This is a genomic window from Bacillus halotolerans, assembly GCF_001517105.1.
GTDB classification, from domain to species: domain Bacteria; phylum Bacillota; class Bacilli; order Bacillales; family Bacillaceae; genus Bacillus; species Bacillus halotolerans.
This window is the reverse complement of sequence record NZ_LPVF01000008.1, coordinates 312,819-330,919: the sequence shown is the minus strand read 5'-3', so window position 1 is coordinate 330,919 and position 18,101 is coordinate 312,819. Positions and strand designations below refer to the sequence as shown.

The following is an 18,101-nucleotide window of genomic DNA, read 5'->3' as shown; positions in this document are numbered from 1 at the left end:
ATCTTTTGGCGGCGCCCAAAAGGGAGTATAATAGATCGTAAACAGCCAGACCTACAAGTTGCGGGGTGAATTGCATTGAAATATAAACAGATTAAAACAAAGAAGATATATGAAGAAGTAGCAGATGCATTATTAGATATGATCAAAACCGGCCAACTGAAGCCGGGGGATAAACTTGACTCCGTTCAGGCGCTTTCCGAAAGCTTTCAAGTCAGCCGTTCAGCGGTGCGCGAAGCGCTTTCCGCATTAAAAGCGATGGGGCTTGTCGAAATGAAACAGGGAGAAGGCACCTACTTGAAGGAGTTTGAACCTGATCAAATTTCTCAGCCTCTGTCAGCCGCACTTTTAATGAAAAAAGAAGATGTCAAACAGCTGCTCGAGGTCAGAAAGCTGCTTGAAATCGGCGTGGCTTCATTAGCTACCGAAAAACGGACAGAAGAGAATCTCCAAAGCATTCATGCGGCGTTAAAGGAAATGGGGGAGATTGAAGCAGACGGGGAGCTAGGCGAAAAAGCAGACTTCGCCTTTCATTTGGCACTCGCTGACGCTTCACAAAACGATCTGCTCAAACATCTGATGAATCACGTATCATCATTGCTGCTGGAAACGATGAGAGAAACGCGGAAAATCTGGCTGTTTTCCAAGAAGACCTCGGTACAGCGGCTTTATGAGGAGCATGAACGGATTTATAATGCCGTGGCTGCGCAAGACGGAGCAAAGGCGGAAGAAGCGATGCTGGCACACTTGACGAATGTGGAAGATGTCCTTTCGGGATATTTTGAGGAAAACGTGCAATAACCGACTCATTTCCCGGGCAATTCTGCTGGTGCATACAAACAACCAAGACTGAGCTGTAATGGTTCAGTCTTATTTACATTGTGCGGCTGACACAGCTTGACATTTACGAAAAAGAAAGTAAAATATTTTACTAAAACGACCACTGGCATGTTTGAAAATGGAGGCAGATATAATGGCGACAATTAAAGATATCGCACAAGCCGCGGGATTTTCGATTTCAACCGTTTCCCGTGTTTTAAATAACGATGAGAGCCTTTCTGTACCGGACGAGACGCGTGAAAAGATATATGAAGCCGCGGAGAAACTTAATTATCGCAAGAAAACTGTAAGGCCGCTGGTGAAACACATTGCTTTTTTATATTGGCTGACAGATCAAGAGGAGCTGGAAGATGTCTATTTCAAAACAATGAGATTAGAAGTAGAGAAATTGGCGAAAACCTTCAATGTCGACATGACGACCTATAAAATAACGGACGGTATTGAATGCATTCCAGCTCATACAGAAGGTTTTATTGCCGTGGGCACCTTTTCTGATAAAGAATTAGCGTTTCTCAGAAATCTGACGGAGAACGGCGTTTTTATTGATTCTTCCCCTGATCCCGACCATTTTGATTCGGTAAGGCCGGACTTAGCGCAAATGACGAAGAGAACGGTAAACATCCTAGTTGAAAAAGGGCATAAGAATATCGGATTTATTGGCGGCACGTACAAAAATCCGAACACGAATCAAGATGAAATGGATATTCGTGAAAAAACGTTCCGATCCTATATGCAGGAAAAAGGGATGCTGGACGAGCGCTATATATTATGCCACCGCGGCTTCTCCGTCGAAAATGGCTACCGCCTGATGACTAAAGCGATTGAGGCATTGGGCGATCAGCTTCCGACCGCCTTTTTTATCGCGGCAGACCCGATTGCGGTCGGCTGTCTGCAAGCCCTGAATGAAAAAGGAATCGCGATACCAAACAGAGTGAGCGTCGTGAGCATCAATAATATCAGCTTTGCCAAGTACGTCTCTCCGCCGCTGACGACCTTTCATATTGATATCAAGGAACTATGTAAAAACGCTGTGGAATTATTGCTTGAGCAAGTGCTGGAAAAGCGGAAAACGGTTAAAACGTTATATATGGGAGCTGAATTAATCGTCAGAAAGAGCATGAATTAAATCGTATTTCAAAATGGCTTAGTATTCTAAGTCATTTTTTGTTTGGTAAAAAAATTTACTTATAAGAGTAAATGATTTGTTTACACATTTTCTCAGTCATGCTATATTATTTTTAAAGCGCTTTCATCTAATACGGAAGGGTGACAATTGATGAAAATGGTAAAAAAGTACGCCGGTGTCATGCTCTGCGCGGCTGTCAGTTTATCTTTAGCAGCCTGCGGACCGCAGGAAAGCAGCAGTGAAAAAACAAGTTCAAAGGGCTCAGAGCTTGTCGTGTGGGAGGATAAAGAAAAAAGCATCGGCATTAAAGACGCTGTTGCCGAATTTGAAAAAGAGCATGATATAAAGGTCAAAGTTGTTGAAAAACCTTATGCCCAGCAGATTGAAGATTTGCGTATGGACGGCCCGGCCGGCACAGGGCCTGACGTGTTGACCATGCCCGGTGACCAGATCGGAACGGCTGTCACAGAGGGATTAATCAAAGAATTAAACGTCGAAAAGGATGTTCAATCGCTCTACACAGACGCATCCATTCAGTCTCAAATGGTGGATCAGAAGCTTTATGGCCTGCCTAAAGCCGTCGAAACAACAGTGCTTTTTTATAACAAAGATCTCATCTCAGAGGACGAATTGCCGCAAACGCTGGAAGAGTGGTACGACTACTCTAAAAAAACGGCTGATGGCAGCAAATTTGGATTTTTAGCCTTATTTGATCAAATTTACTACGCGCAAAGTGTCATGGGCGGGTACGGCGGATATATCTTTGGAAAGGGTAAGGACGGAAACGATGATCCGTCCGATCTTGGAATCAATAATGAAGGCGCTGTCAAAGGTGCTGAGCTGATTCAGAAGTTTTATCAAGACGGCTTATTCCCGGCTGGCATTGTCGGAGAGCAGGGAATCAATGTACTCGAATCTCTGTTTACCGAAGGAAAGGCTGCTGCGATTATCTCAGGCCCGTGGAATGTAGAAGCCTTTTCGAAAGCGGGAATTGATTATGGCATCACCAAGCTTCCGAAGCTGGAAAACGGCAAAAACATGAGCTCCTTTATCGGCGTCAAAAGCTACAATGTCAGCGCATTTTCAAAACATGCAGAGCTGGCGCAAGAGTTAGCCGTTTTTCTGACAAATGAGAAGAATTCCAAAAAACGATATGAACAAACGAAAGAAGTTCCTGCCGTTCAATCATTAGCAAGTGACACGGCTATTATGAAAAGCGAAGCAGCACGGGCGGTTACCGAACAATCCCGTTTCTCAGAGCAGACGCCGAATATACCGGAAATGAATGAAATATGGACCCCGGCTGATTCGGCATTACAAACGATTGCAACAGGAAAAGCGGACCCGAAAAGAGCTTTAGATCAGGCTGCCGAAACGGCCAAAGGGCAGATGAAGGCAAAGCATAGCGGAACATAAAGAGAAAAGTAGATTTGTATTGTAAGAGAGGTGAAAACGGTGCAGCATCGTAAAGTCGCTTTGTTATTGTCAATCATTCCGGGCCTTGGTCAATTCTACAACAAACAATGGATCAAAGGCCTCCTGTTTCTCCTTTTGGGCGCATCGTTTTTTGCGGTATTTGGAGATTTGCTGAATATGGGGCTTTGGGGAATCTTCACGCTGGGAACAGAGGTGCCGCGGGATAACTCGGTGTTTCTGCTGGCGGAAGGCATTATCGCTATCATTGTGACATGCTTTGGACTTGCGGTATATTATGTGAATTTGCGAGACGCTTATCAAAGCGGAAAACGCCGTGATGAAAAGAGGCCCTTGAGCTCCCTCAAGGAACAATATCAAAATATCATCGCTCAGGGCTATCCATATGTCGTCAGCGGACCATCTCTGTTTATTTTAATTTTCGCGGTGATCTTTCCCATCTTATTCAGCTTTGCCTTAGCTTTTACAAACTATGATTTATATCATTCTCCTCCTGCTAAATTAGTCGATTGGGTTGGTTTTCAAACCTTCACTGATATTTTTACTGTCGATATTTGGCGCTCGACCTTTTTTGATGTGCTGGCTTGGACGGTGGTGTGGACGCTTTGTGCTTCTACTCTGCAAGTCAGTCTGGGGATATGGCTGGCGATCATTGTGAATCAGAAAGACATCCGGTTTAAACGGTTTTTCCGGACTATTTTGATTTTGCCATGGGCTGTTCCCGGATTTGTCACGATTTTAATTTTTGCCGGTTTGTTTAACGATAGCTTCGGCGCAATGAATCATGACATTTTGGCTTTCTTTGGCATTGATCCGCTTCCGTGGATGACAGATGCGAATTGGTCGAGACTGGCGCTGATCCTCATGCAGGGCTGGCTTGGTTTTCCGTATATCTTCCTTGTTTCAACGGGTGTTTTGCAATCGATTCCTGAGGATCTTTATGAAGCGGCGACAATTGATGGTGCTTCCATCTTCTCAAAGCTGAGATACATCACGCTCCCGATGGTGTTCATTGCGATGGCTCCGATTATCATTACGCAGTTCACATTTAATTTTAATAACTTCAATATTATTTATCTTTTCAACGGAGGCGGTCCGGCTGTTGCGGGATCAACTGCCGGCGGAACAGATATCCTCGTATCGTGGATTTATAAATTGACGATGCAGTCCAGCCAATATTCCCTTGCGGCTGCTTTAACCATTTTATTGTCTGTGTTTGTGATTGCCATTGCATTGTGGCAATTCAGACAGACGAAGTCTTTTAAAGAGGAGGGCTGAGACATGCTGGCAGATATGAAGGTTAGAAAATGTATGCGGCTCCTTTTCTCTTACTTGTTACTAGCCTGCATGGCGGTCATCATTGTGTATCCTCTCCTTTGGACGGCAGGCGCCAGCTTTAATCCCGGCAACAGTTTAATCAGTACATCCCTCATTCCGAAGAATCCGACGTTCGACCACTACAAAGAATTATTTGCGGGCAAAGAAAGCCTTCAATATGTGCAGTGGTATATCAATTCGATAAAAATCAGCCTGTTTACGATGGCTGGCTCACTGATCTGTGTGACCTTTACGGCTTATGCGTTTTCCCGCTTTCGGTTTAAAGGAAGGAAATACGCATTAACGCTCTTTTTATTGCTGCAAATGATCCCTCAGTTTTCTGCTTTGATCGCCCTGTTTGTGCTGGCTCAAATATTAGGAATGGTCAATAGCCATTGGCTGCTGATCCTGCTTTATATCGGCGGCCTGATCCCGATGAATACGTACTTGATGAAAGGATATATGGATTCCATTCCGATTGATTTAGACGAAAGCGCAAAGATTGACGGGGCAAGCAGCACGAGGATCTTTTTGCAGATCATCCTGCCTCTATCAAAACCGATGGCGGCAGTGGTTGCGATGAATGGATTTACCGGCCCGCTCGGAGATTTTGTTTTGTCATCAACGATATTGAGAACACCGGAATCATATACATTGCCCGTAGGCTTATTCAATTTAGTCAATGATGTCATGGGAGCAAGCTATACGACATTTGCGGCGGGTGCCTTGCTCATCAGCATACCGGTTGCCGTCATCTTTATCATGCTGCAAAAGAATTTTGTGTCCGGATTAACCGCAGGCGGAACGAAAGGATAAGAGAACAAGGGGGAGAAAATCATGTCAAAGCTTGAAAAAAAGCACGTTACAAAAGCGAAGTTTATGCTCCATGGAGGAGACTACAATCCTGATCAGTGGCTGGATCGGCCGGATATTTTGGCCGACGATATAAAGCTGATGAAGCTTTCCCATACCAATACGTTTTCTGTCGGCATTTTTGCATGGAGTGCGCTTGAGCCGGAGGAAGGTGTATATCAATTTGAATGGCTTGATGATGTTTTTGACCGTATCCACAGCATCGGCGGCCGTGTCATTTTAGCAACGCCGAGCGGAGCGCGTCCTGCCTGGCTGTCGCAAACCTATCCTGAAGTGCTGCGGGTCAATGCCTCCAGAGTGAAACAGCTGCACGGCGGACGGCATAACCACTGCCTGACGTCCAAGGTCTATCGCGAAAAAACGCGGCACATCAACCGTTTATTAGCAGAAAGATACGGCGGTCATCCGGCGCTTTTGATGTGGCATATTTCGAATGAATATGGAGGAGAATGCCACTGTGACCTATGCCAGAACGCCTTCAGAGAGTGGCTGAGAATCAAATATGACAATAGTCTCAAGGTATTGAATAACGCCTGGTGGACGCCGTTTTGGAGCCATACATTTAATGACTGGTCACAAATTGAAAGCCCTTCCCCGATTGGAGAAAATGGCTTGCACGGCCTGAACTTAGACTGGCGCCGGTTCGTCACGGATCAAACCATTTCGTTTTATGAAAATGAAATCATACCGCTGAAAGAGCTGACGCCGGACATTCCGATAACAACGAATTTTATGGGTGATACACCAGATTTGATTCCTTATCAGGGTCTCGACTACAGCAAATTTGCAAAGCATGTGGATGTTATCAGTTGGGACGCTTATCCTGTGTGGCACAATGATTGGGAAAGCACAGCAGATTTGGCGATGAAGGTCGGCTTTATCAATGATCTGTACAGAAGCCTGAAGCAGCAGCCCTTTTTATTAATGGAGTGTACGCCTAGCGCGGTCAATTGGCATAACGTAAACAAAGCGAAACGCCCGGGCATGAACCTGCTTTCATCTATGCAAATGATTGCCCACGGATCAGACAGCGTCCTCTATTTCCAATTTCGAAAATCACGAGGATCATCGGAAAAACTGCATGGGGCGATTGTGGATCACGACAACAGCACAAAGAACCGCGTCTTTCAAGAAGTGGCAAAAGTCGGGGAGACATTGGAACAGCTGTCTGAAGTCGTTGGAACGAAGAGACCGTCTGAAGCTGCTATTTTGTATGATTGGGAAAATAACTGGGCGCTTGAGGACGCTCAGGGATTTGCAAAAGCGACAAAGCGTTATCCTCAAACACTGCAGCAGCATTACCGCACATTCTGGGAACAGGATATCCCGGTCGACGTCATTACAAAAGAACAAGATTTTTCAGCGTATAAGCTGCTGATCGTCCCCATGCTGTATGTAATCAGTGAAGAAACCATTTCGCGATTAAAGAAGTTTACGGCTAACGGCGGAACCTTAGTGATGACGTATATCAGCGGAATCGTCAACGAGCATGACTTAACGTACACAGGCGGCTGGCACCCAGACTTGCAAACGATATTTGGAATTGAGCCGCTCGAAACAGATACGCTGTATCCGAAAGACCGAAATGCCGTCAGCTACCGAAACCAAACGTATGAAATGAAAGATTATGCAACGGTGATCGAATTGAAAGCCGCAACGGCAGAGGGTGTGTATCAGGATGACTTTTATGCGCATACCCCTGCGGTTACAAGCCATCAATATGAACAAGGAAAAGCGTATTTTATCGGAGCGCGTTTAGAGAATCAATTTCACCGGGATTTTTATCAAGGTTTGATAAAAGAACTGTCTTTATCTCCGGTTTTTCCGGTTAAGCATGGAAAAGGCGTCTCCGTTCAGGCGAGACAGGATCAGCACAATGACTATATATTCATCATGAATTTTACGGAACAACAGCAGCTGGTTTCGTTTGATAAGCGTGTGAAGGATATCGTTACTGGTGAAATGCTTTCAGGAGATCTGATCTTGGAAAAATATGAAGTGAGAATTGTCGTGAACTCACATTAAGGTGTGCCTCCGCTCTATATGGGCGGGGTGTTTTTTGAAATCGCTTACGTGAGAGGGTGGAAATATGAAAGGCAGAATCATCATGCTTTTAGCCGCTGTCATCGTCTGGAGCGGGATCGGAAGTTCGCCGGGATATGCCGCCGCAGAGGGGGAGAAATATGTGTCAGAGCTTCAGGCAAATGACCTTTTTGTTAAAAAGGTAGCGGGCATGAACAATGACTTTATCAAAGGAGTTGACGTGTCGAGCATTATTGCTTTAGAAAACAGCGGTGTAACCTTTTACACTGCAAGCGGGAAACGTCAGGACATCTTTACAACCTTAAAGCAAGCAGGCGTCAACTATGTCCGCGTCCGCATTTGGAATGACCCGTATAACGCTTATGGCAATGGTTATGGGGGAGGCAATAATGATGTTCAAAAAGCCATCCAAATCGGAAAAAGGGCAACCGCGAACGGGATGAAGCTGCTGGCAGACTTTCATTATTCCGATTTCTGGGCAGATCCTGCAAAACAGAAGGTGCCAAAGGCTTGGGCGAACTTAAGCTTCGAAGCTAAGAAAGCGAAGCTCTATGAATTTACAAAACAAAGTCTGCAAGCCATGGTGAAGGAAGGCATTGATATCGGTATGGTACAGGTCGGAAACGAAACAACAGGAGCATTTGCCGGGGAAACGGATTGGAAGAAGATGAGTCAATTATTCAATGAAGGAAGCCGGGCAGTCAGGGAAACAAATCGTGACATATTGGTCGCGCTGCATTTCACCAACCCAGAAACGTCAGGACGATATTCATATATTGCTGAAACCCTCAACAAAAACAAAGTCGATTATGATGTATTTGCCAGCTCTTATTATCCATTCTGGCACGGTACGTTACACAATTTGTCCTCCGTGCTGAAAGCTGTTGCGGATACGTACGGCAAAAAAGTCATGGTGGCGGAAACGTCATACACCTATACGGCTGAAGACGGAGACGGACATGAAAACACAGCGCCTAAAAGCGGTCAGACGCTGCCATACCCGATTTCAGTGCAAGGCCAGGCAAATGCCGTAAGAGATGTGATGGACGCAGTGGCAAAGACAGGAACAGCCGGCTTGGGCGTTTTTTATTGGGAGCCTGCGTGGATTCCGGTCGGCCCGAAGACGCAATTGGAGAAAAATAAAACGATATGGGAAACATACGGTTCCGGATGGGCCTCCAGCTATGCAGCCGAATACGATCCTGAAGATGCAGGTAAGTGGTATGGAGGAAGTGCAGTGGATAATCAAGCTTTGTTTGATTTGAACGGACATCCGCTGCCATCCTTACAGGTATTCAAATACGCGGAAACAGGCCATATCCCGAAAAAATAATGAAAATCCATGAGGTGTAACAACGCATTGTTATCTCTCATGGATTCTTTTATTTTACATCTACTAAAATAAAACACTCATCATCGTTTTTGGGCTCAGCTTGGAGAGATGAGAGGATTTTGTTTTTCAGCTCAGCTATAGGCAACTCAGGATGATTCTTTATTAAACGGTGTAAATAACATGATGCCGTCGGGTCCATCACACCGTCTGTATACAGAAGCAGCCTTCCGCCGCGAGTATAGTGAAGGCTGCTTGATTGAAACACCGCTTCTTCAAACATCCCAATCGGCGGTGCGGTTGCGTCCAGCGTTGATTGGGTTCCCTCGGCATCCTGCCATAATGCGGGAGGGTGGCCCGCGTTGACATAATCAATTCTTTGCCGGTCTGTATCAATGATGAGGCAAATAGCGGTACAGTAATGCCTTGCTTCCTCGTCGTTTTGAAACAAACTGTGAAGATGGTAGTCTAGTTCCTTCATGACTTTTTCGGGACTGATCCCTTGTGTCATTAATCGCTGGAATAAAGGATGGAGGGACATCGTAACTAATGCAGAAGAAATGCCGTGTCCCATCACATCAAGGAGGATCAAGCCGTAGCGGTGCTGATCGATTTGATAAAATCCATATAAGTCGCCTGATAAGTCACTGGATGCTTTATAATACGAATCAATCTGAATTTGATCATTCAAGATCGGCTCGGTCAATGAATTTTCTTGAATCTTTCTGGCGAGTTCAAGCTCTCTTTTTGTATTCGATCTGAATTGCTGATTTTGCTTATTGATCGCAAGAAGCTCTTCTTGCTTCACCTTCAGCGTCTGCAAAGCAATTTCCAACTCCGCATTTGCTTTCTGTTTGGCGAGCAATGCTTCCTCGGCCGCGTTTCTGGCAATCAGCAGCTCATTTTCATATTCGTTTCGCTTCCGCATCGGAATGACAACGCATTCTGTTACAGCGGCTTCCTGATCCGCTCTCCGTACAGCGTTTATAAGAACGGGGATTTCTTCCCCATTGTTTGTTTCCAGGGAGATGTACATTTCCTCAATGTGTTGTTCCAGCTGCAAAAGCGGAACAAAATAAAGCTGATAAAAAAGCTTTGCAGGAACGGTTAAAAGAGCATTGATATGCTGACCGATCACCTGTTCCGATTCATAATCAAGAATCTTAAGCAAGGTGTGATTGACAGCTAAAATTGTACCCTCTTCTGATAAAGTAAGGAAACCGCATGGTGCATGATTCAATTGTTGATCCATTCAGAGGGTCACCTCTATCCCTTTCGTTCCTAAATCACGTATGCTTTCAAATAATCGCTGATCAGCTGTATCGTCTCTTCGGGATGGCTCATATGCGGGCAGTGCCCTTGAGCCTTCATCTGTTTCAGTGTGCTGTAAGGGATATGCCTGTGCATATACTCACCTACTGCCGACGGTGCAATGACATCATTCGAACATTGCAGAATAAGTGAAGGCACGGTCACCTTTGAAAGATCCCTTCGATGATCTGAAAAAAACGCCGCATTCGCGAATTGCCGTGCAATGATAGGATCAGTAGAACAAAAACGGCTTTCCAGCTCTTCCTTAATTTCTGGACGATCTGGCTGATTCACTACGGTTGCCGCAAAAACGGTTGCCCAGCCTATGTAGTTTTTCTCCATCATCTCTATTAACCCAAGGAGCTGCTCTTCCTCAAAACCCCCGTAATACTCAGGCGGATCATTTAAATAGCAAGGAGAAGGCCCCACCATAATCAGTTGTGAAAAAAGCTCGGGACGTCGTAATGATGCAAGCATGCCAATCACAGCCCCGACAGAATGCCCCACAAACACGGCTTTTGACAGACCTAAAGCTTCACAAACATCCAGAACATCCTGGGCATAGCCGTCAAGTGTGCGGTAACGATCCATATCATATGCGTACAAATCAGAATTTCCCGCACCTACGTAATCAAATAGAATCAGCTGGTATTCGTCTTCAAAGGCAGGAGCCACGGCATTCCACACGCTCTGATCACACCCGAAGCCAGGGGCAAATACAATTGGTGTTGTGCCGTTCCCCCTCACTTTCACATGATTCCTAGTTAAAATAGCTTGATCCATAGTCGGCTCCTTTCAGCCAAAACGACATGAAGATTACTATGTATATCATACCACTTCAAGGCGTGAATTGCGGGCTTTCTATGAAAGTAAATAGGCGTCTTGCAGAAAGAGGACATGCGGCATAGAGAGCTGGATTGATTGGAAGATGTAGCGGAAGGATTGCCTAGGTGCCGGATATAATATAAAGCGGTAATATCATCTGAATGATACAAATGACATTTGTCATCTCAAATCATGACACCCCTTACTAAAATCATCTGATCCGGTATTTTACAATCAATGTAAGCAATCAGGAGGTGCTCATAAAATGAATGAGGTTGTGTCAGTAAGAAATGTCACAAAACATTTTCAGCAAAAAACAGCAGTGAAGAACATTCATTTCAGCATAGGAAAAGGAGAGATCGTGGCCATCCTTGGCCCGAATGGCGCAGGGAAGACAACAGCGATCTCTATGATGCTGGGATTGCTGAAGCCAAGTGAGGGTGAAATCAAATTATTTAACCGTCAGCCTGATGAAAAACAGGTGCGTGAAAAAATCGGCACCATGCTGCAGGAAGTGAGTGTCATGCCGGGATTAAAGGTCTGCGAAACCCTCGAGCTTATCCGCAGTTATTATCCCCATCCATTATCCATGAAAGAGCTTGTCTCGCTGACAGCACTCACAAAAGAAGATTTGAAAACACCGGCAGAGAAATTATCCGGCGGACAAAAACGCCGTCTGAGCTTTGCTTTGGCACTTGCCGGCAATCCGGAATTACTTGTATTTGATGAACCGACTGTCGGAATGGACACGACATCAAGACACCAGTTTTGGAAGACAGTGAACAGCTTGGCGGATCAAGGCAAGACCATTATTTTTTCAACCCATTATTTACAGGAAGCAGATGATGCCGCGCAGCGCATTTTGTTTTTTGCTGAAGGACGGCTTGCCGCAGACGAAACGCCGAAGCAAATCAGAGCAAGGATTCAGAAGCAGTCTGTTTCCTTTAAGGTTTCATCGGATGAATCATTGGATAAGCTTTATCGGCATCCGGAAGTAGAACGAGTGACTCAAAAGCATCAGCGAGTCAGCATTCAAACGTCAAATACTGATAAAGTATTGGCGCTCATCTTTCAAGAAAACATCAATGCACATGATATTCGAATCGAACAAGGAACGCTCGATGAGGCATTTCGACAGCTTGCTGACGGGAACAGGGAGGCGATTTTGAGATGAACATGCTGCAGAAACAGTGCATAGCTGAAATGAAAAGGGTGCTCAGGAATAAATATTTTGTGTTTTGGTCGCTTGTTATGCCGATTGCCTTTTACTATCTCTTTACAAACGTAGTGAATACCAATGTTCCTGACAAGGGCGCCTGGAATGCCCATTATTTAATGTCAATGACCACCTTCAGCGTAATGGGTTCGTCTATGATGACGCTTGGAATCCGTTTGGTGCAAGAACGGGCACAAGGCTGGTCAGTTTTTATCCGCATCACGCCTCTGCCGGATCATATTTATTTGGCGGCTCAGATGATCGGGCAAAGCGTCATTCATCTTTTATCTATTACTGTCATTTTTCTTGCCGGCGCCATTATAAACGGCATTGACTTGTCACCGTTTGAATGGGTTATGAGCGGGCTTTGGATTTTAATTGGGGCATTTCCGTTTTTAGCGTTAGGGACATTAATCGGTCTCATGAGAAAAGTAGAAACGGCAGCCGGGGTCAGTAATGTGCTTTACATGCTGCTGGCGATAAGCGGGGGCATGTGGATGCCGATCGAGGTCATGCCTGACATATTGAAAAACATAGGTCAATGGCTCCCGTCTTATCATTTTGGGAGCGGAGCGTGGGCTCTTGTTCAAGGCGAGCTTCCAACCTGGAAAAATATTCTGATGTTACTCGCTTATTTAGTGATCTTCATGCTACTATTTAAGTATATAAGAAGAAAACAAGAAGCGGTGTAATACATGAAACTCATAAAATCCATATTTCCCAAGCATTTCGGTTTTTTCCCTTATATCTTTTTGGTGTATACCATTATGCCGTTTCTTTCTTTATTGAGAGAATCAGGCAGCAAACAAGTGCTGGGATATGGCATGCTGCTCCTATTTGTTGTGACATATCGTCAATTGTTCGTCAGTGCGGACAGACCTTCATTTACGTATTGGTTATGCGCGCAAATAGCCATTATTTTTATTTATAGTTTGTTTTATCATATCAGCTATATTTATTTAGGCTTTTTCCCGGCAAACTTTGTGGGCTATTACCGTGAGAAAACGAAGTTCAACCGTGCTTTCTTTGGTCTTGTCTTCATGCTGCTATTTCCTTGCGTGTATCATTTTCTGGCGGATTCGGCCTCGATCAGGGAACTGTTTTCTGTTCTTCCGTTTCTGGTCATTATGCTGATTTCTCCCTTCGGAATTCGTTCCATGTTTCGAAGAATAGAGCTTGAAAAAAAGCTTGACCAAGCCAACGAACATATAAAGGAACTCACCAAAAGGGAGGAACGTGTTCGGATAGCCCGCGATCTTCATGATACACTCGGTCATACCCTCTCGCTCCTCACGTTAAAAAGCCAGCTGATTCAGCGGCTGGCGGCAGCCGATGCAGAACGGACCAAGCTTGAAGCGAAAGAAATGGAAACAAGCTCGCGTGCGGCACTCAAACAAGTTCGTGAGCTTGTAGCGGATATGAGAACGGTCACCATGACGGAGGAGCTAGCCAACATTCGGCACATTTTAAGAGCGGGTAATATTACCTTTCAATACGAAGGGGCCGAAGATTTTACAGACATCTCTCCCGTCACTCAAAATATTGTCAGTATGTGTATGCGAGAGGCAGTGACGAATATCATCAAGCACAGCAAAGCGACCCATTGTGCAGTCACCATTTCTCAGTATGCCGACAAAATGACCGTTCTCATACGGGATGACGGAACAGGAGCGGTGAAGGAGAAGATGTTTGGGAATGGATTGCGGGGAATGGAAGAGCGGCTGATGTTTATTGACGGAGAGATGACTCTTTCAGACCATAACGGAACCGTGTTGACACTGACGATTCCGCTCATTAGAAAAGCAGATGATAGGAGGACGAAATAGATGATTCGTCTGTTTATTGCTGAGGATCAGCGAATGCTTTTAGGCGCTCTTGGATCCTTGCTTGACCTGGAAGAGGATATGAAGGTCATCGGACAAGCGTTAAATGGAGAAGAGGCGCTGAAAGCCATTCTCAGGCTGGAGCCGGATGTCTGCATCATGGACATTGAAATGCCGGTTTACAGCGGGCTGGAGGTTGCAGAGGAGCTAATGAAAAAAGGCTGTAAAAGCAAGGTCATTATTCTGACAACCTTTGCCCGCCCAGGATATTTTGAACGCGCGGTCAAAGCCGGCGTACACGGATATCTTTTGAAGGATGGGGAAATTGACGATCTGGCGGATGCCATACGAAAGTGTGTAAAGGGAAAACGGATGTTCAGCCCGGAATTAACCTTCAACATGATTCGTGATGAAAATCCGCTGACTGTAAGAGAACAAGAAATACTGCGGCTGGCTGCTTTAGGCAAGACAACAAAAGACATCACACTTGAACTCTATTTATCTCAAGGCACAGTCCGAAACTATATCTCAGAAATCATCCAAAAACTGAATGCGAAAAACCGGACAGAAGCCGCTAGTATTGCTGAGGAGAAAGGATGGATTTAATGAGGAACCTGGTTAATCATACATAACCAGGTTCCTTTTTATTCACATGGTTATTTTCGGTTACCAGGGTTATGGGGTATGTCAGGTTCAGCCTTCATCGGTGCTTTTTTGTTTGAAACGCCTTTTGCACTGATGACGGGAGGCGCGGGTTGGATCGTCCTTCTCAGGGCTCTTTCATTCCTCTATCTCTTTGTGAAAACATATAAGAAATACGCAGGAACATTAAAAAGCAATATCAGCCCTTTTGAACGCTCTGTCCTATGTACAGGCGTTTTTTTATTGCTGAAATCATTAGAAAATGCTTTCAATTTTGTGTCCAAATAGTGTACGATATTGATAAAAGCTTTAACTTCAGGTCATCAGATGACCAGATCATATATTGGGGATGAGAGAGGGGTTCATCATGAAAGTCTCACTTTTTGTCACTTGTCTTGTTGATATGTTTCAAACAAACGTAGGAAAAGCAACGGTAGAGCTGCTTGAGCGGCTCGGATGTGAGGTTGATTTTCCGGAGGGGCAGATCTGCTGCGGCCAGCCGGCTTACAACAGCGGTTACGTAAATGACGCCAAAAAAGCAATGAAACGAATGATTGAAACGTTTCAGGAGTCAGATTATGTCGTCAGTCCATCCGGTTCTTGCACCACAATGTTCAGGGAGTATCCGCATCTGTTTAAAGATGATCCGAAATGGGCGGATAAAGCGCAGAAACTGGCGGATAAAACGTATGAATTAACAGATTTTATCGTCAACGTCCTTGGGGTAGAGGATGTCGGCGCGACCCTTCATAAAAAAGCGACCTTACATACGTCATGCCATATGACGAGGCTGCTCGGCGTATCGGAGGAGCCGATGAAACTGCTGAGCCATGTGAAGGGGCTTGAATTCACGTCACTTCCGGGGAAACACAACTGCTGCGGATTCGGAGGAACGTTCTCTGTTAAAATGGCGCAGATTTCTGAGCAGATGGTTGATGAGAAAGTCGCATGTGTGGAGGAAACGGGAGCAGAGGTGCTCATCGGCGCTGACTGCGGCTGTTTGATGAATATCGGGGGACGGCTCGGCCGGAAAGACAAGAATGTCAAAGTGATGCACATCGCCGAAGTGCTCAACAGCAGATAACACTGGATACAGAGGGGGAAAAGGATCATGGCGATGAAAATCGGTACTGACGCTTTTAAAGAGCGGGTATCACAGGGGATCGATAATGAATTTATGAGAGGCGCTGTTTCGGGTGCGCAGGAGCGTCTGCGGACGAGACGGCTGGAAGCAGCCGAAGAGCTGGGAAACTGGGAAGAATGGCGTTCGTTGTCTGAGGAGATCAGACAGCATGTCCTTGAAAATCTTGATTTTTATTTGGAGCAGCTTGCATCCAATGTATCAAGCAGAGGAGGGCACGTTTATTTTGCTGAGACAGCTGAAGAAGCATCCTCTTATATCCGCAGCGTGATTCAAAAGAAAAATGGAAAAAAAATCGTAAAGTCTAAATCTATGGTGACAGAAGAAATCAATCTGAATGAAGTGCTGGAGAAGGAAGGCTGCGAAGTCGTCGAAACCGATCTCGGCGAATATATTTTGCAGATTGATGATCACGACCCGCCGTCACATATTGTGGCGCCGGCTCTTCATAAAAATAAAGAGCAGATTCGCGATGTATTTAAGGAAAGACTGGATTATAAACAGACAGAAAAACCGGAAGAGCTCGTCATGCATGCGCGCGGCATCCTCCGGAAAAAATTTCTGGAAGCCGATATCGGCATTACCGGCTGCAACTTTGCCATTGCCGACACGGGTTCAGTCAGCCTTGTAACCAATGAAGGAAACGGTCGGCTTGTCACGACATTGCCGAAAACACAAATCACTGTCATGGGAATGGAGCGCATTGTCCCGTCATTTTCCGAATTTGAAGTGCTTGTCGGCATGCTGACAAGAAGTGCTGTCGGACAGCGGCTGACGAGTTATATTACGGCCTTAACCGGACCAAAACTGGAAGACGAAATCGACGGCCCGGAGGAATTCCATCTTGTCATTGTTGACAATGGCCGGTCCAACATTCTCGGCACCGAATTTCAGTCTGTGCTGCAATGTATCCGCTGTGCTGCCTGTATCAATGTCTGCCCTGTGTACCGCCATGTCGGCGGACACTCATACGGCTCGATTTACTCGGGGCCGATCGGGGCCGTTTTATCGCCGCTGCTCGGCGGTTATGACGATTATAAGGAGCTGCCGTACGCGTCAACACTGTGCGCGGCTTGTTCTGAAGCCTGCCCGGTCAAAATCCCGCTTCATGAGCTGCTTCTCAAGCATCGTCAGAACATCGTCGAAAAAGAAGGCAGAGCGCCGATCAGTGAAAAGCTTGCGATGAAAGCGTTCGGTCTTGGGTCTTCCTCTTTGTCGCTTTATAAAATGGGCTCAAAATGGGCGCCGGCCGCCATGACGCCTTTTACAGAGGACGACAAAATTTCGAAAGGGCCCGGCCCGCTAAAAGGCTGGACGCAAATCCGCGACTTCCCGGCACCGCATAAATCAAGATTCAGAGACTGGTTTACAGACAGAGAAACAAGTGAACGCACGAAGGAGGAGCAGTGATGACGAAGGGAACCATTCAGAATCAAGAGAGCTTTTTAAACCGGATCGCGTCACGCCTTGGCCGAGACAGAAGAACGGGTGGCGTGGCCGTCCCTGAGTGGGCGCATCAGCCGCAATATAAAACATTTGAAGGGTATTCGGCCGATGACTTAGTCACGGTGCTCAAAAACCATTGTGTCAAAATCCATACTGAGCTGATTGAGACGGATTCAACCGGTTTGTACGATGCCTTGCGCGAACAAGTCAGCCGGTTTTCCGGAGGGCCTGTCATCATTCCGAAGGACCCCCGGTTTGAGGCTTACGGTTTACATAGCCTGCTCACCAAAGACTGGCCTGGTGAAGGAACGCAAGTCTGGGAATGGGATGCTGACCAAGGTGAAGAAAATATCAAAAAAGCGGAGCAAGCCAATGTGGGGATTACATTCAGTGAAATCACACTGGCCGAGTCGGGTACGGTTGTCCTTTATTCTTCAAAAGACATCGGCCGCTCTGTCAGTCTTCTGCCGACAACTTATATTGCCATTGTGCCGAAATCAAGCATAGTGCCGAGAATGACACAAGCCAGTGATATCATTCGGAAAAATATGGCTGACGGGATCACGGTTCCCTCATGCATTAACTACATTACAGGACCTAGCAACTCCGCCGACATCGAAATGGATTTGGTGGTCGGTGTTCACGGTCCGGTTAAAGCGGCTTATATTCTCGTATCTGACCGCTGATCTGAAAAGCCCGGCAACTTATGCCGGGCTTTCTGCTTGAAAAAACTTCAT

16 protein-coding genes are annotated in these 18,101 nt (G+C 45.7%); 14 read left to right on the top strand and 2 right to left on the bottom strand.

What is annotated here, in order from left to right; translation table 11 throughout:
- The first annotated feature begins 75 nt into the window (after positions 1-75).
- The 7 genes from lutR to ganB all read left to right on the top strand — a co-directional run bounded on the left by lutR (position 76) and on the right by ganB (position 8,963).
- The gene (gene lutR, locus AU387_RS04195) at positions 76-798 is read left to right on the top strand and encodes an L-lactate utilization/bacilysin biosynthesis transcriptional regulator LutR (protein ID WP_059334958.1); all 723 of its coding nucleotides are present in this window, start codon (positions 76-78) and stop codon (positions 796-798) included.
- A 172-nt stretch (positions 799-970) separates the two neighbouring features.
- The gene (ganR, locus tag AU387_RS04190) at positions 971-1,963 is read left to right on the top strand and encodes a galactan degradation operon transcriptional regulator GanR (RefSeq protein ID WP_024122918.1); all 993 of its coding nucleotides are present in this window, start codon (positions 971-973) and stop codon (positions 1,961-1,963) included.
- A 150-nt stretch (positions 1,964-2,113) separates the two neighbouring features.
- Positions 2,114-3,379, top strand: a complete 1,266-nt coding sequence (gene ganS / locus AU387_RS04185; RefSeq protein ID WP_059334957.1) for an arabinogalactan oligomer ABC transporter substrate-binding protein GanS — start codon at positions 2,114-2,116, stop codon at positions 3,377-3,379.
- A gap of 39 nt (positions 3,380-3,418) precedes the next feature.
- Positions 3,419-4,675, top strand: a complete 1,257-nt coding sequence (ganP, locus tag AU387_RS04180) for a galactooligosaccharide ABC transporter permease GanP (RefSeq protein ID WP_044159180.1) — start codon at positions 3,419-3,421, stop codon at positions 4,673-4,675.
- Positions 4,676-4,678: 3 nt separating this feature from the next.
- Complete coding sequence (gene ganQ, locus AU387_RS04175) at positions 4,679-5,530, top strand: galactooligosaccharide ABC transporter permease GanQ (RefSeq protein WP_044159177.1); 852 nt, start codon at positions 4,679-4,681, stop codon at positions 5,528-5,530.
- Between the two features lie 18 nt (positions 5,531-5,548).
- On the top strand, positions 5,549-7,612 hold the full coding sequence (gene ganA, locus AU387_RS04170) for a beta-galactosidase GanA (protein WP_082687832.1): 2,064 nt from the start codon (positions 5,549-5,551) through the stop codon (positions 7,610-7,612).
- 64 nt (positions 7,613-7,676) lie between these two features.
- Entirely contained in the window at positions 7,677-8,963 is a 1,287-nt protein-coding gene (gene ganB / locus AU387_RS04165) for an arabinogalactan endo-beta-1,4-galactanase (protein WP_059334953.1), read from the top strand.
- 49 nt (positions 8,964-9,012) lie between these two features.
- On the opposite strand, the gene rsbP is transcribed toward ganB, so the two are convergent.
- Together rsbP and AU387_RS04155 are read right to left on the bottom strand one after the other, a co-directional pair.
- Complete coding sequence (gene rsbP / locus AU387_RS04160; RefSeq protein WP_059334952.1) at positions 9,013-10,212, bottom strand: phosphoserine phosphatase RsbP; 1,200 nt, start codon at positions 10,210-10,212, stop codon at positions 9,013-9,015.
- 29 nt (positions 10,213-10,241) lie between these two features.
- On the bottom strand, positions 10,242-11,054 hold the full coding sequence (locus AU387_RS04155; protein ID WP_059334950.1) for an alpha/beta fold hydrolase: 813 nt from the start codon (positions 11,052-11,054) through the stop codon (positions 10,242-10,244).
- A 307-nt stretch (positions 11,055-11,361) separates the two neighbouring features.
- Between AU387_RS04155 and AU387_RS04150 the strand changes: the two genes are divergently transcribed.
- The 7 genes from AU387_RS04150 (at position 11,362) to lutC (ending at position 18,050) form a co-directional block, all read left to right on the top strand.
- Positions 11,362-12,270, top strand: coding sequence for an ABC transporter ATP-binding protein (locus AU387_RS04150; RefSeq protein WP_059334948.1), 909 nt, complete (start codon positions 11,362-11,364; stop codon positions 12,268-12,270).
- The gene (locus AU387_RS04145; RefSeq protein ID WP_059334946.1) at positions 12,267-13,004 is read left to right on the top strand and encodes an ABC transporter permease; all 738 of its coding nucleotides are present in this window, start codon (positions 12,267-12,269) and stop codon (positions 13,002-13,004) included. Before AU387_RS04150 ends, AU387_RS04145 begins: the two co-directional genes overlap by 4 nt.
- Before the next feature lie 3 nt (positions 13,005-13,007).
- Positions 13,008-14,138, top strand: coding sequence for a sensor histidine kinase (locus tag AU387_RS04140; protein WP_059334944.1), 1,131 nt, complete (start codon positions 13,008-13,010; stop codon positions 14,136-14,138).
- A complete protein-coding gene (yvfU, locus tag AU387_RS04135) occupies positions 14,139-14,741 on the top strand; it encodes a two-component system response regulator YvfU (protein WP_059334943.1) in 603 nt (200 codons plus the stop codon). It begins immediately after the preceding gene.
- A 403-nt stretch (positions 14,742-15,144) separates the two neighbouring features.
- Complete coding sequence (gene lutA / locus AU387_RS04125) at positions 15,145-15,861, top strand: lactate utilization iron-sulfur protein LutA (protein ID WP_024122905.1); 717 nt, start codon at positions 15,145-15,147, stop codon at positions 15,859-15,861.
- A 27-nt stretch (positions 15,862-15,888) separates the two neighbouring features.
- The gene (lutB, locus tag AU387_RS04120; RefSeq protein WP_044159168.1) at positions 15,889-17,328 is read left to right on the top strand and encodes a lactate utilization iron-sulfur protein LutB; all 1,440 of its coding nucleotides are present in this window, start codon (positions 15,889-15,891) and stop codon (positions 17,326-17,328) included.
- A complete protein-coding gene (lutC, locus tag AU387_RS04115) occupies positions 17,328-18,050 on the top strand; it encodes a lactate utilization protein LutC (RefSeq protein WP_059334939.1) in 723 nt (240 codons plus the stop codon). The genes lutB and lutC overlap by 1 nt, the downstream gene beginning before the upstream one ends.
- The last annotated feature ends 51 nt before the right edge of the window (positions 18,051-18,101 follow it).

What these genes read in the sequence shown, in the direction of transcription:
- ganR (WP_024122918.1), top strand. Translation starts at nt 971, where the DNA reads ATGGCGACAATTAAAGATATCGCACAAGCCGCGGGATTTTCGATTTCA.
- ganS (WP_059334957.1), top strand. Translation starts at nt 2,114, where the DNA reads ATGAAAATGGTAAAAAAGTACGCCGGTGTCATGCTCTGCGCGGCTGTC.
- ganQ (WP_044159177.1), top strand. Translation starts at nt 4,679, where the DNA reads ATGCTGGCAGATATGAAGGTTAGAAAATGTATGCGGCTCCTTTTCTCT.
- ganB (WP_059334953.1), top strand. Translation starts at nt 7,677, where the DNA reads ATGAAAGGCAGAATCATCATGCTTTTAGCCGCTGTCATCGTCTGGAGC.
- rsbP (WP_059334952.1), bottom strand. Translation starts at nt 10,212, where the DNA reads ATGGATCAACAATTGAATCATGCACCATGCGGTTTCCTTACTTTATCA.
- AU387_RS04155 (WP_059334950.1), bottom strand. Translation starts at nt 11,054, where the DNA reads ATGGATCAAGCTATTTTAACTAGGAATCATGTGAAAGTGAGGGGGAAC.
- AU387_RS04150 (WP_059334948.1), top strand. Translation starts at nt 11,362, where the DNA reads ATGAATGAGGTTGTGTCAGTAAGAAATGTCACAAAACATTTTCAGCAA.
- AU387_RS04145 (WP_059334946.1), top strand. Translation starts at nt 12,267, where the DNA reads ATGAACATGCTGCAGAAACAGTGCATAGCTGAAATGAAAAGGGTGCTC.
- AU387_RS04140 (WP_059334944.1), top strand. Translation starts at nt 13,008, where the DNA reads ATGAAACTCATAAAATCCATATTTCCCAAGCATTTCGGTTTTTTCCCT.
- yvfU (WP_059334943.1), top strand. Translation starts at nt 14,139, where the DNA reads ATGATTCGTCTGTTTATTGCTGAGGATCAGCGAATGCTTTTAGGCGCT.
- lutA (WP_024122905.1), top strand. Translation starts at nt 15,145, where the DNA reads ATGAAAGTCTCACTTTTTGTCACTTGTCTTGTTGATATGTTTCAAACA.
- lutB (WP_044159168.1), top strand. Translation starts at nt 15,889, where the DNA reads ATGGCGATGAAAATCGGTACTGACGCTTTTAAAGAGCGGGTATCACAG.
- lutC (WP_059334939.1), top strand. Translation starts at nt 17,328, where the DNA reads ATGACGAAGGGAACCATTCAGAATCAAGAGAGCTTTTTAAACCGGATC.